This is a genomic window from Streptomyces sp. NPDC005791, assembly GCF_042871485.1.
GTDB lineage: Bacteria > Actinomycetota > Actinomycetes > Streptomycetales > Streptomycetaceae > Streptomyces.
This window is the reverse complement of the sequence record NZ_JBIAIP010000009.1, coordinates 298,210-310,220: the sequence shown is the minus strand read 5'-3', so window position 1 is coordinate 310,220 and position 12,011 is coordinate 298,210. Positions and strand designations below refer to the sequence as shown.

The 12,011-nt window shown below is 74.3% G+C and carries 11 protein-coding genes; 6 read left to right on the top strand and 5 right to left on the bottom strand.

Features of this window, described 5'->3' with window-relative positions; all coding sequences use genetic code 11:
- Positions 1–220 precede the first annotated feature (220 nt).
- Entirely contained in the window at positions 221–1,672 is a 1,452-nt protein-coding gene (locus ACFYSH_RS19925; protein WP_359464389.1) for a HAMP domain-containing sensor histidine kinase, read from the bottom strand.
- Positions 1,669–2,373, bottom strand: a complete 705-nt coding sequence (locus ACFYSH_RS19920; RefSeq protein ID WP_359464392.1) for a response regulator transcription factor — start codon at positions 2,371–2,373, stop codon at positions 1,669–1,671. Before ACFYSH_RS19920 ends, ACFYSH_RS19925 begins: the two co-directional genes overlap by 4 nt.
- Positions 2,374–2,451: 78 nt before the next feature.
- Here ACFYSH_RS19920 and ACFYSH_RS19915 point away from each other — a divergent pair, with 78 nt between their 5' ends.
- Positions 2,452–3,009: a hypothetical protein gene (locus ACFYSH_RS19915; RefSeq protein ID WP_359464393.1), complete on the top strand. Its 558-nt coding sequence runs from the start codon at positions 2,452–2,454 to the stop codon at positions 3,007–3,009.
- Between the two features lie 87 nt (positions 3,010–3,096).
- Here the strand turns inward: ACFYSH_RS19915 and ACFYSH_RS19910 are convergent, their stop codons facing one another.
- Positions 3,097–3,984 carry a fused MFS/spermidine synthase gene (locus ACFYSH_RS19910; protein WP_359464397.1) on the bottom strand — a complete coding sequence of 296 codons (888 nt, stop codon included), beginning with the start codon at positions 3,982–3,984 and terminating at the stop codon, positions 3,097–3,099.
- A gap of 86 nt (positions 3,985–4,070) precedes the next feature.
- Positions 4,071–4,433: a hypothetical protein gene (locus tag ACFYSH_RS19905; RefSeq protein WP_359464399.1), complete on the bottom strand. Its 363-nt coding sequence runs from the start codon at positions 4,431–4,433 to the stop codon at positions 4,071–4,073.
- A gap of 252 nt (positions 4,434–4,685) precedes the next feature.
- Between ACFYSH_RS19905 and ACFYSH_RS19900 the strand changes: the two genes are divergently transcribed.
- Entirely contained in the window at positions 4,686–6,041 is a 1,356-nt protein-coding gene (locus ACFYSH_RS19900) for a tetratricopeptide repeat protein (RefSeq protein WP_388754092.1), read from the top strand.
- Positions 6,042–6,064: 23 nt separating this feature from the next.
- Here the strand turns inward: ACFYSH_RS19900 and ACFYSH_RS19895 are convergent, their stop codons facing one another.
- Entirely contained in the window at positions 6,065–6,661 is a 597-nt protein-coding gene (locus tag ACFYSH_RS19895) for a histidine phosphatase family protein (RefSeq protein ID WP_388754090.1), read from the bottom strand.
- Positions 6,662–6,973: 312 nt separating this feature from the next.
- On the opposite strand from ACFYSH_RS19895, the gene ACFYSH_RS19890 reads away from it, so the two are divergent.
- Genes ACFYSH_RS19890 through ACFYSH_RS19875 form a run of 4 tightly spaced genes read left to right on the top strand, consistent with a single transcriptional unit; the run spans position 6,974 to position 11,961 of the window.
- On the top strand, positions 6,974–7,921 hold the full coding sequence (locus ACFYSH_RS19890) for a phosphatase PAP2 family protein (protein ID WP_359464406.1): 948 nt from the start codon (positions 6,974–6,976) through the stop codon (positions 7,919–7,921).
- Entirely contained in the window at positions 7,818–9,002 is a 1,185-nt protein-coding gene (locus ACFYSH_RS19885) for a hypothetical protein (protein WP_359464408.1), read from the top strand. Before ACFYSH_RS19890 ends, ACFYSH_RS19885 begins: the two co-directional genes overlap by 104 nt.
- Positions 8,993–10,630 carry a hypothetical protein gene (locus ACFYSH_RS19880; RefSeq protein WP_359464411.1) on the top strand — a complete coding sequence of 546 codons (1,638 nt, stop codon included), beginning with the start codon at positions 8,993–8,995 and terminating at the stop codon, positions 10,628–10,630. The genes ACFYSH_RS19885 and ACFYSH_RS19880 overlap by 10 nt, the downstream gene beginning before the upstream one ends.
- Positions 10,627–11,961 (top strand): AAA domain-containing protein, encoded by a 1,335-nt coding sequence (locus ACFYSH_RS19875; protein WP_359464413.1) that lies wholly within the window; start codon positions 10,627–10,629, stop codon positions 11,959–11,961. Before ACFYSH_RS19880 ends, ACFYSH_RS19875 begins: the two co-directional genes overlap by 4 nt.
- Positions 11,962–12,011 lie beyond the last annotated feature (50 nt).

Below are 12,011 nucleotides of genomic sequence, written 5' to 3'. Positions count from 1 at the left end.
CGGACACGACGGAGCCGTTGCCTTGAGTATGGGAGGGGCGGGCAGGGGGCGCCCCGGCCGGGTGTGGGGGGTGTGGGGGGCCGGCCGGGGCGCGGGTCGTCGGCGGTGTCCTGCCGGGGTGACCACGTCCGTACGCTAGCCGCCGTGAACCAGGCAAATGGGGCTGATGGGACTCGGCTTGGCGTTCTTAGGGTCCGCTTAAGGAGGGCATCGGCGCGGGTTAAAGGTTCGGGGCGTCACGGAGCTCCGTGTTCGGGCCCTTCGCTGCGCGTGGCCCCCGCCGACCGCCGCGCCGCCCCAGCCGGTGCCCCCGGCGCGCGCGCTCGACGGGGCCTCCGTCGAGCCCGATCCAGATGCGCACCTCCGCGCCGCCGAGCACCGAGCGCCCGATCCGCAGGTCGCCGCCGGTGGCTTCGGCGACCCTGCGGACGATGTCGAGGCCGAGGCCGGTCGACCCCACCGCGCCCTGCGCCCCGTTCCTCCCGCCGGCACCCCGGGCCAGGGCGGATTCCGGATCGGGTATGCCGGGCCCGGCGTCCGAGACCAGCACGATGACCGCGTCGCCGCTGTGGTGCACGTCGACGGCGAAGGCGGTGCCTTCCGGTGTGTGCCGGAAGACGTTGCCGAGCAACGCGTCCAGGGCGGCGGCCAGTTCGGGCCGGGCGACCGGGATCCGTACGGTGCGGTCCACGCCCGCGAGGCGCACCGTGCGGCCCTCGTCCTCGGCCAGCGCCGACCAGAAGCCCATGCGCTCCCGGATGACCTCGGACGCGTCGCACCCGGCGCCCGCCCCCGTCTGCCCGCCCTGGGTCTGCGGGCGCTGCTCCCGCGCCGTGCGGATGATCGTGTCGACCTCGTGCTCCAGCTGCTCGACGGCGGCCCGGGTCTGCTCGGCGGCGGGTCCCTCACCCAGCGAGGCGGCGTTGAGCCGGAGCACGGTCAGCGGGGTGCGCAGCCGGTGCGAGAGGTCGGCGGCCAGTTCGCGTTCGTTGGCCAGGAGCTGGACCACCTGGTCGGCCATGGAGTTGAACGCTGCGGCGGCGGACCGGAGTTCGGTCGGGCCCTCCTCGGGCACCCTGGTCCCCAGCCGGCCCTCCCCCAGGTCCTGGGCGGCGCCCGCGAGCCGTTGGGCGGGCTCCACCATCCGTACGCCGAGCCGGTCGGCCACGGCCACCGAACCGACGATCAGTGCGATCCCGACCCCGGCGAGCACCAGCCAGGCCGTGCCGACGCCGTGGGAGACCTCGTCGTCGGGCACGAACACCTCGACGACCGCGATGCCTCCGGAGCCGAGCGCGGTGGGCTGGAGGAGGGCGGAGCCGCCGGGTACCCCGGCGATGGCGGCGCGCCCCGACGTGCCGACCGTCTCCAGGTCCTCGCGGGCGGCGCGCCGGGTGCCGATCTCCAGGCGGTCACCGCCCTGTTCCGCGGCGGGGACGTGGACGGCGAGGCGTCCCCGGCCGCCGGGCTCGGTGGACAGGACCGCCCGGGTCAGTTCCTCGCGGTCGGTGGTGATGGTGAGGGTGGGACCGATGGCGGCGGCCTGTCGTTCGGCGTCGGAGAAGGCACGGTCGCGGGCCATCTCCTTGATGACGAGTCCGAGCGGTACGGCGAAGGCGATCACGACCATGGCGGTGACGGCCAGGCAGACCTTGACCAGGGCCCATCTCATACGGACGGTCCCTGGGCGGGAGGTTCGAGCTTGACGCCGACTCCGCGCAGGGTGTGCAGATAGCGGGGCCGTGCGGCTGTCTCGCCCAGCTTGCGGCGCAGCCAGGAGAGATGGACGTCGATGGTCTGGTCGTCTCCGTAGGACTGCTTCCAGACCTCGGCCAGCAGCTCGCGGCGCGGCACGACGACGCCGGGGCGCCCGGCGAGGAAGGCGAGGAGGTCGAACTCGCGGCGGGTCAGGTCCAGTGCGGTGCCGTCCAGTTCGGCCTGGCGGCGCAGCGGGTCGACGGACAGCCCGCCGACCTGGATGACACGCGGCGGCGGGGCCTCGGCGCCGGGCCCCCGGGTACGGCGCAGGACGGCCGCCATGCGGGCGGAGAGGTGCTCCACCGAGAACGGCTTGGTCAGATAGTCGTCGGCCCCGTCGTTGAGCAGCCTGACGATCTCGGCCTCGTCGTCCCGGGCGGTCGCGATGATCACGGGTACGTCGGTGATGGAGCGCAGCATCTTCAGGGCTTCGGCGCCGTCGAGGTCGGGCAGCCCGAGGTCGAGCACGACGACGTCGAAGCGGAAGTGCGCGACCTCGCGCAGCGCTTCGAGTGCGGTGCCGACACTCCGTACGGTGTGCGAGGCCTCGGTCAGGTGCCGGATGAGGGCGGAACGTACGAACTGGTCGTCCTCGACCACGAGCACACTAGGCATGCGCCGCACCGTAGCCCATCCGGAGGAACGGGGTCCCCTCCAGGACGGTGCCTGTGCGGGTGGTGCAGGATGAGCCCGATGCAACGAGGACTCGTACACGTGATCGCGTGGTCGCTCGCCACGGGTGCGGCGGTCGCCCTGTCCTGGTGGGGTGTGCACACGGTCATGTCGGGTACGGCGTACGACCCTCCGCGTGCGGTGCCGATCTCGGTGGACGCGCGGGACGGGCAGGCCACGGACGAACCGGTGTCGTCCTCGACGCACCGCGCGCCGCCCTCGGCCTCCCCGAGTGCCACCGCCTCCCGGGCCACGCCCGCACCGTCCTCCCGGCCGTCCCGGCGGCCGTCCTCCCGGCCTCCTTCCGCGAGTCCGGGCCCGGCGAGGACCACGCCACCCCCGGTGTCCGACGCGGGCGCGGTGAAGAGTTACCCGACGCGTGGCGGCAGGGTCGTCCTGGAGTTGGCGGACGGCTCGGCGAAGCTGGTCTCGGCGACACCGCAGCCTGGTTGGTCGATGCAGGTGTGGACGAACGCGGAGTGGCTGCGGGTGGACTTCAGCGACGGGGCGGGTGCGACGGTGTCCGTCTTCTGCACCTGGAACGGCCATCCGCCGATCGTCGAGGTCGTCGACCAGTAGGGCCGGCGGCACAGACGGACGACGACGCCCGGCCCTCGGGGGAGCGCGCGCCCGGCCCCCGCGACGCCGCCCCCGCCCACACCGTCCTCAGGAGAAGGCGCCGGGCGGCGGGGCCGGGGACGGTTTGGCGCCTGCGTCGGTGACGACGGCGGCGCCCCCCGTGAAGTCGGCGAGCGCGCGCCCGTGTTCGACGCGGCCGGGGTGCGGGTCGCTCGCGACCCTGCGGGACAGTTCGGCGACCGCGATCGGCAGGTCGGAGGCGACCAGGACGGCGTTACCGAAGCGACGGCCGCGCCAGACGGTCGGATCGGCGGCCAGCGCCAGTTCGGGGAAGAGTGATGCGGCCGTGGCGATCTGGCCGCGCAGGTGTGCGAGCGGCGGGCCGTCGGCGAGGTTGGCGGCGTACTGGCCGCCGGGCTTCAGCACCCGGCGTACCTCGGTGAGGAATTCGGCGGAGGTGAGGTGCGCGGGGGTGCGGGCCCCGCCGAAGACGTCGGCGATGACGAGGTCCGCCCAGCTGTCCTGGAGCTTCTCGAGCCCGGCGCGGGCATCGACCGAGCGGACCCGTATCCGGGCCTGCGGGTCCAGGGGCAGCTCCCGCCGCACCAGTTGGACCAGGGGTGCGTCGATCTCCACGATCTGCTGGGTGGAGCGGGGGCGGCTCGCGGCGATGTACCGGGCGAGGGTGAAGGCCCCGCCGCCCAGGTGGACGGCCTGGAGAGGCCGTCCGGGCGGGGCGGACAGATCGATGACGTGGCCGAGCCGACGCTGGTATTCGAACGAGAGGTACGCGGGGTCGTCCAGGTCCACATGGGACTGCGGGGCGCCGTCCAGCAGCAGGGTCCAGGCGCGTGGGCGTTCGCGGTCGGGCACGAGTTCGGCCAGGCCGCCGTCCACCGTCGCGGAGACGGGCTCCTGCCGGCGCTCGGACCGCTTGCGGTCGCTCGCGCCCCGGCCCGCTCCTCGACGTGCCACGCGCTCGTCCTCGTTCACCGGTTCGGGCCGGTTACCTGGGAAGGCCCGGCGACGGCGGATGGTCCGCCCACCTGGCCATTATGGCCTCAGCGGCAGTTGTCGGCCGCTTCGATGAGCCGGGCCGCCTGGTCGAGGGCCGCCCGGAGAACGGCGGGGTCGGTGACCGGGACCTCCGCGGCGGGCGGCAGGAGCCAGCCGCCTCCGGTGACGGGCGGCTCGGCGGGGATGCGCAGCCCCCGGCCGTCCGTCCGCGTACAGGCGCTGCCGGGCACGTCCCACGCGTCCGCCGTGCCCGGCGGCACGAGAAATCCGAGGACGGCACAGGCCCCGTCGTGCAGGACCGGGCCGACGGACTCGTTCTCCGACCGCCTGCGCAGGATGTCAACGGCCTCCAGGCCCTGACGCGCCGGGACGGTAACCAGATCGCACGGTGTGGTTTCCGGGCCCATGTGAGGCAAGGGAACCCCTCCTCTCGTCTCGACGAGACGGTGCCACGCCCCGTCTCCGCATGGACCAACGCCCCGACGGCGTCAAGGGCTACGGCGGCACGCCGCCGCAAAGGGTGGCAGTTCATGGCGGATTGTGGGCGAGATGCCCGTTTTATAGGTAAACGCTGTGTGTGCACCTCGTCACAGCAGGTACGTTCTGCTCCGCCGGGACACCGGAAGCAGGCGCCCGGCTGCGCCAGAGAGGGCCCCGCCATGGTCTCGACACGGGCAGTTCCCAACCTCGCCTTCCGGCGGCTGCGCGGACAGCGCTCCGCCGGGGAGTTCGCGGCGGCGATCCGAAGGGCCGCCCGCGAGATCGGTGAACAGGTCGCGTGCGACGCCCGCTACGTCGGGCGCGTGGAGTCCGGTGAGATCCGCTGTCCCAACTACGCGTACGAACGGGTGTTCCTGCACATGTTTCCCGGGGCCGGCCTCGCGGACCTGGGTTTCTCGGCCCGCGAGAGCGTGCGCGGCCGGGGGGCCCGCACCACGGCCGTGCCCCCGCCCATCACACCCCCCACGCTCCACAGCGACATCCACGAGGAGAGCGACGTGCTGCGTCGCGTGTTCATGACCAGCGGTACCGCCACGGTGGCGGCCGCGTCCCTGGGCCTCGGCGGGCACCCCGCCGAGGCGGACCCCCTCGCCGTTCCCGCACCGCGCCGGGTCGGCGAAGCCGAAGTGAGCGCCGTGGAGAAGGCGGTGCGCCGGATCCGGCTGCTGGACGACCGGCACGGGGCGGACGGCCTCTACCGACAGGCCTCCCAACCGCTCAGGGCCGCGTACGCCCTGCTCGATTCCGGTACCACCACTCGGCGCAGCACGGCGGACCGGCTGCACGCGGGCGCCGGTGAGCTGGCGATCTCCGTGGGCTGGCTGGCCCACGATTCCGGACGCTTCGACGACGCGCGCTCCCATTACGCGGAGGCGCTGGCGACGGCGCGGCTGGCCGGGGACGCGGCCCTGGAGGCGCACGCGTTCTGCAACGCGTCGTTCCTGGCCCGCGACACGGGACGGGCCCGCGAGGCGGTGCGCGCCGCGGAGGCCGGGCAGCGGGCCGCCCGGCCGCTCGGCTCACCGCGACTGATGGCCCTGCTGACCCTGCGGGAGGCGGGCGCCAGGGCGTGGCTCGGCGACCGCACGGGGTGCGAACAGGCGATCGGGCGGGCGCAGACGGCGTTCGACCGCGGGGCGAGCGAGGCGGACCCTGAGTGGATGACCTTCTTCCGGGAGGCGGAGCTGGAGCTGCTGGAGGCGCAGTGCTGGTCGGCACTGGGTGACTGGCCGCGGGCGGCGCGGCATGCCCGGCGGGCGACCCGGCTGCAGGATCCGCACTTCACCCGGAACCTCGCGCTGTACCGCGCGCAACTCGCCGGTGACCTGGCGCGGGCGGGCACGGCCGACGAGGCCGCGGAGGCGAGCCACCAGGTGCTGGACCTGCTGGACCGGGTCCGGTCCTCCCGGATCCGCGGGATGCTGGCGGGCGCCGTGCGGGTGCTCCGGCCCCAAGGCGGCCCGGATGTGACGACCCTCCTGGCGCGCTACGACGAGCTCCCCGCGGACGCCTGACACGGGCCCGCCCCGGCTCGGGTTCAGCGGTCCAGGTGGCCCGTGTCGTTCCAGCGTTCCAGGGCCGGCAGGCCGTACGCCCAGCCCAGCACCGACAGCGACGTCGGCTCCAGCCGGATCCGCGCGGCGAACGACACCTCCTCGCCCAGCCACCGCGCCCCCAGCGCCCGCAGGATGTGCCCGTGGGCGAAGACCAGCACGTCGCGGTCGGACGAGCGCGCCCAGTCGACGACCTCGTCCGCGCGGGCCGTGAGCTCGGCGAGGGTCTCGCCGCCGGGGACCCCGTCCCGCCAGATGAGCCAGTCCGGCCGGTCCGCCTTGATCTGCGCCGGGGTCAGGCCCTCGTAGTCCCCGTAGTCCCACTCCATCAACGCGTCCCACGGCTGGGCCCGCTCACCGAACCCGGCGATCTCGCAGGTCTCGGCGGCACGGACGAGCGGGCTGGTCCTCACCTCGACGCCGGGCAGACCGTCCCAGGGCTCCCGGTGCAGCCGTTCGCCGAGCAGCTTGGCACCCTCGCGGCCGGTGTCGAGGAGGGGAATGTCGGTCCTGCCGGTGTGATTGCCCTGGACCGACCACTGTGTCCGGCCGTGCCGGGCGAGCAGGATTCGCGGTGCCATGACGGCTCTCCCTGAAAATACGGAGATCCGAAGATCCGGGGACCCTAGGATCTGGTGGGTCCGGGACAGCGGTGTCCGGGACAGCTGAAGGGGCTGCGGGCGCGGGCGACCGGCTGGAAGACCGGTGCGTGCGCGGGCCCCGTTCCATCATCCCGCACCTGTTCCGCGCGCAACCTGCGGGGCGACGTCCGCGTCCCTCCCCGCGCATGACCAGGGACGTCCGCCCGTGTGGCCACCACGGAAATCCGGGCATACGACCGCCGTACGGTTGAACGCCCGCCGTCGACCGCATGAACAGGGGAGAGCCGCCGGATGCCGCACGCCATCACCGCGCCACCGTCCTCGGGCCTCCGGCCCCGCTGGTGGACGGAGCTTCCGCTGCTCGCGGTGGTGTACGGGCTGTACGCGATGGGCCGGCTGCTGGTCCACGAGAACGTCCCGGCGGCCGTGGAGAACGGTCTGGCGATCCTCCGCCTCGAGCAGGCGCTGCACCTCAACGCCGAGCACCCGCTCAACCGGCTCCTGACCGCCCACCCCGCACTCGGCATACCCGCCGACTTCGCGTACGCCTCCCTGCACTACGTGGTCACCCCGGCCGTCCTGATCTGGGTCTTCCGGCGCCGCAGTGCCGCCTACCGGGCGGCCCGCACCTGGCTGATGACCTCCACCCTCCTCGGGCTGACCGGCTTCGCCCTGCTGCCGACCTGCCCGCCCCGGCTGCTCGACGCCCACCACGGTTTCGTCGACACGATGGCGCAGTACAGCGCGTACGGCTGGTGGGGCACCGGTGCGAGCGCCCCACGCGGGCTCAGCGGGATGACCAACCAGTACGCCGCGATGCCGAGCCTGCACGTCGGCTGGGCGGTGTGGTGCGGCGTCCTGCTGTGGCGCCACGGCCGCCACCCGCTCGTCAGGGCGGCGGGCGTCGCGTATCCGCTGATCACCGTGTTCGTCGTCATGGGCACGGCGAACCACTATTTCCTCGACGCCGTGGCCGGTGCCGCCGTGATGGCCGTGGGCGCCCTGCTGACCAGGCCGTTCATGCGCCTCTCGGAGCGCGTGAAGGACCGTGCCGGGGCGGTGTTCGCACGGGTGCCCGCCTCCCGGACCCCCGCGGAATCCACGATTGTCAGTGACGGATGCAAGACTTCCGCGGGTGAGCGAATACCCGGCCGGCGGACCGCCTCCGCAGATCCCAGCGTCGCGAGCGCCCGCTCCCCGGCCCACGCCGACACCGACGCTCCGGCAGCGGCTCGCTGAGCTGCGCGGTCCCTCCGTCGCACCGCATCCGCTGGACGCACGCGCACTGGCCGCGCTCGCCGCGAACCCGGGATGCAGGCGACGTGCCCTGCTCGACGGCGCGGGTGTCGACAAGGCCGGACTGGCCACGGCGCTCGGCTCCCCCGCCGCGTTCGGCCAGTCCCAGTTCGCCTTCGTCCGGGGCAACGCCTTCGAGGCGAAGGTCAAGGCCGACGGCGGTACGGAGCTGCTGCGCCTCCTCGTCGAGCGGTTCGGCGGCGGCGCCGAAGCGCCGGCCGAGGTCACGGTGCCCGATCTGACGGCCGCCGGCCCCGAGGGCCGCGCCGCGCGTACGGCGCTGGCGCTGCGCGAGGCCACGGCGGCGGGCGGCTGGGCCCTGCTCGACCATCCGATGCTGGCCCTGGAGGTCGCGGGTTCCCCCGCCTATCTGGAGCCGGACGCCGTGGTGGTGCACCCCGACGGCACCTGGACGGTCGTCGAGATCAAGTCCTTCCCCATGATCGACAGCTCGGCGGACGCCGCGAAGGTCGGTGCGGCGGCCCGCCAGTCCGCCGTCTACGTCCTGGCGCTGGAGCGGATCGCCGCGAAGACCGAGGGCGCCGAGGTCGGGCACCGGGTCCTGCTGGTCTGCCCCAAGGACTTCTCCAACCTGCCGACCGCCTCCGTCGTGGACGTACGCAAACAACGCGCCGTCACCGCCCGCCAGCTGACCAGGCTGACCCGCGTGGAGGACATCGCGGACGCCCTGCCCGAGGGCACCACCTTCGACCCGGGCTGCTCCCCCGACGAGCTCGGCACCGCCGTCGAGGCGGTCCCCGCGGCGTACGCCCCCGAGTGCCTGGCCGCGTGCGAGCTGGCCTTCCACTGCCGGGCGAAGGCCCGCGCCGAGGGCGCGGTGGAAGCGCTGGGCCGCAGTGTGCGGGGCGAGCTCGGCGGCCTGACCACGGTCGCCGGAGTGCTGGCCGCGGCAGCCGGCAAGGAGGGCGACCCCGCCGATCCGACGGTGGCGGCCCTGCGCAGGGCCGCCACCCTGCGGGCCGAAGCCCTGGCCGGTGTGGACGGCGGTGTTCCATGTCGCTGATCAGCACCCTCGCCCGGCTGGAGGCGGTCGACAGCGGACGGGCCCAGCCGCTGGCCACCGTGCGCCACCGTCATCTGACCGGCCGGCCGCTCGTGCTGGTGCCGCTGACGACCGCCGGTGAGGCCGGCGCCCCGCTCGGCGCACTCGTGGGCACGGACCGTGCGGCGCCCCGGCTGCTGGCGGTGCCCCAGCCGCGCGACCGTGATCTGCGGTTCGCGTTCCTCGCCGAGCTGGCCGAGGCGGTGCTGCCGCACATCGAGTCGTACGCCGATGTCGTCGAGGCCGCCGAGCGCAACGAGACCGATCCCGCGACCGGCAAGAAGGTCAAGGTCGAGGTCGAGCTGTGCGCGGACGCGGCGCAGCTGATCGTGCCCAGCAGGGCCGGCATCGACTTCGTACGGCTGCTCGGGCGGTCCATGCGGTTCCGGCGTACCGCCGAGGACGACCCGGACACCCCGTATCCGGCTCCCGCCCGTGTGCCGCTGCTCGGCCGCTGGCTGACGCACTACGGGGAACGGGCCAGGGTGCCGGGCTCCTCGCTGCTGCTCGCCACGACGGACCTGCTGAGCCGGCACTGGGCGACGGGGCAGAGCAGCCTGGAGGACCAGCACCTCGGCGCGCTGCTCGCCTGGGTCGATCCGCCGGCCGGCGGGTCCGGTGCCGAGGCCGCGCTCCGGGCGGAGGGCGAGCGGGACCGTGACGGTCAGCTGGTCTGCCCGCCGGCCGGGCCGGCGACGGACCCGGCGTTCGACAACCGGCTTCTGGCGCCCGCGATCGAGCGGTACGACCGCGCGCGCACGGCGCTGGCCGCAGCGGAGGACGGCCTCGACGCCGACACCCGGCTCGGCGAGCTCAGCAGCGCCGAGCGGGACATCAGGTCGCTGCTCGCGGGGGTGCTGCTGCCCACCTGGGACGCGGTGTGGCGGGGGCTCGACCTGCTGGCGGAGCTGCCCGAGGGTGCGAGGGCGGAGGACCGCTGGACCAGGGACCGCTGGTCGTTCACCGCGCACCGGGACCGGGTGCGTGCGGGCGAGCCCCCGCAGCCGCGCCGGGACGACGCGGTGACGGCGGCGCAGAAGCTGGCCTCGCGGGAGACGGCCCAGGCCCAGCTGGACGCCCAGGAGGCGCTCGACGATCCGCTGGTGCTGGCGGGGCGCAGGCTGGCCGGCGAGGCGTTCGTCGGGGAGGTGACGGAGGTCGTGATGGCGTACAGCGAGTCGAAGCGGCCCTCACCGCGTCCCCTGGTCACGGTGCGGACGGACGAGCGCCCGCACCTCGGTGAGCGGACCAAGGTGTACCGCTCGCTGGACGGGGACCCCGTCAGATCACAGACGGCGGAGTTCGTGGCGTACGGGGCCGCGTCCGCCGAGGACGCGGAAGCCGCCGGCACGGTCGAGCTCGTCCTGCGGATCACGGACCGGATGGGCCGGAGCAAGGAGCCGGCACCGGGTTCGGTGCCCGAGCCCGGCGACCGGATCACCTGGACCCTCTTCGAGCACGACCAGCGGGGCGGTCCGAAGCTTCCCGATCCGGAGGACACCCCGTGGACCCATGGCGGTCCGCCGGGTGCCGCCGGCGCCGGACCTGCCGAGCAGCCCGATCCCGTGACCGCGGAGGACCTCCTGTGACAGCCGTTCTCGACCCGGGCGCCGCGGCGGCGCGGGCGACCGACGCCATCCTCGGCGACACCCTGCGCGGTGCGGCGCGCGGCATCGTGGTGGACTCTCCGCCGGGAGCGGGGAAGTCGACGCTGGTGGTGCGCGCCGCGCTGGAGCTGGCCGCCGCGGGCCGCCCGCTCATGGTGGTCGCGCAGACCAACGCGCAGGTGGACGACCTGGTGGTGCGGCTCGCCGAGAAGGCTCCCGAGCTGCCGGTGGGCCGGCTGCACAGCAATGACTCCGATCCGTACGACAAGGTCCTGGACGGCTTGGACAACGTACGGAAGTCGGCGAAGGCGGCGGATCTGGCGGGCCTGGACGTCGTCATCTCCACGGCCGCCAAGTGGGCGCACGTGAAGAACGTCGAGCCGTGGGGGCACGCGATCGTCGACGAGGCGTACCAGATGCGCTCGGACGCCCTGCTGGCGGTGGCCGGGCTGTTCGAGCGGGCGCTGTTCGTCGGGGATCCGGGCCAGCTGGACCCGTTCTCGATCGTGGGGGCCGACCAGTGGGCGGGCCTGTCGTACGACCCTTCGGCGAGCGCCGTCTCCACGCTCCTGGCGCACAATCCGGAGCTGCCGCAGCACCGGCTGCCGGTGTCCTGGCGACTGCCCGCGTCGGCGGCGCCGCTGGTCTCCCACGCGTTCTACCCGTACACGCCGTTCCGCAGCGGTACGGACCACGGGGACCGGCGGCTGTCGTTCGGCGTGCCCTCGGACGGGTCGGGCCCGGACCGGGTGCTGGACGAGGCCGCGGAGTCCGGTTGGGGGCTGCTGGAGCTCCCGGCCCGGCGCACCCCGCGCACGGACCCCGAGGCGGTGCGGGCGGTGGCCCTGGTGGTCCGCAGGCTGCTGGACAGGGGCGGCTCCGCGACGAGTGAGCGCGGCCCCGGCCCCGTCCCGCTGACGGCGGAGCGGGTGGCGGTCGGCACGGCCCACCGCGACCAGGCGGCAGCGGTGCGGGCGGCGCTCGCGGAGCTGGGGGTGACGGGCGTGGCGGTGGACACGGCGAACCGGCTCCAGGGCCGTGAGTTCGACGTGACCGTGGTCCTGCACCCGCTGTCGGGCCGCCCGGACGCCACGGCGTTCCATCTGGAGACGGGCCGCCTGTGCGTGCTCGCCTCGCGGCACCGGCACGCGTGCATCGTGGTGTGCCGTGCCGGGGTGGCGGACCTGCTGGACGAGCACCCGTCGACGGAGCCGGTCCAGCTGGGCGTCACGGTGAAGTTCCCTGACGGCTGGGAGGCGAACCACGCGGTCCTGGCCCACCTCGCCGAGCACCGCGTGCATTGGACGCCCTGATCCTGGGCAGCGCTCTTGCGCGGGGCCGGACAATGGAAGGTGGCCGTCCG

What these genes read in the sequence shown, in the direction of transcription:
- ACFYSH_RS19905 (WP_359464399.1), bottom strand. Translation starts at nt 4,433, where the DNA reads ATGGGCCCGGAAACCACACCGTGCGATCTGGTTACCGTCCCGGCGCGT.
- ACFYSH_RS19925 (WP_359464389.1), bottom strand. Translation starts at nt 1,672, where the DNA reads ATGAGATGGGCCCTGGTCAAGGTCTGCCTGGCCGTCACCGCCATGGTC.
- ACFYSH_RS19915 (WP_359464393.1), top strand. Translation starts at nt 2,452, where the DNA reads ATGCAACGAGGACTCGTACACGTGATCGCGTGGTCGCTCGCCACGGGT.
- ACFYSH_RS19880 (WP_359464411.1), top strand. Translation starts at nt 8,993, where the DNA reads ATGTCGCTGATCAGCACCCTCGCCCGGCTGGAGGCGGTCGACAGCGGA.
- ACFYSH_RS19895 (WP_388754090.1), bottom strand. Translation starts at nt 6,661, where the DNA reads ATGGCACCGCGAATCCTGCTCGCCCGGCACGGCCGGACACAGTGGTCG.
- ACFYSH_RS19900 (WP_388754092.1), top strand. Translation starts at nt 4,686, where the DNA reads ATGGTCTCGACACGGGCAGTTCCCAACCTCGCCTTCCGGCGGCTGCGC.
- ACFYSH_RS19890 (WP_359464406.1), top strand. Translation starts at nt 6,974, where the DNA reads ATGCCGCACGCCATCACCGCGCCACCGTCCTCGGGCCTCCGGCCCCGC.
- ACFYSH_RS19920 (WP_359464392.1), bottom strand. Translation starts at nt 2,373, where the DNA reads ATGCCTAGTGTGCTCGTGGTCGAGGACGACCAGTTCGTACGTTCCGCC.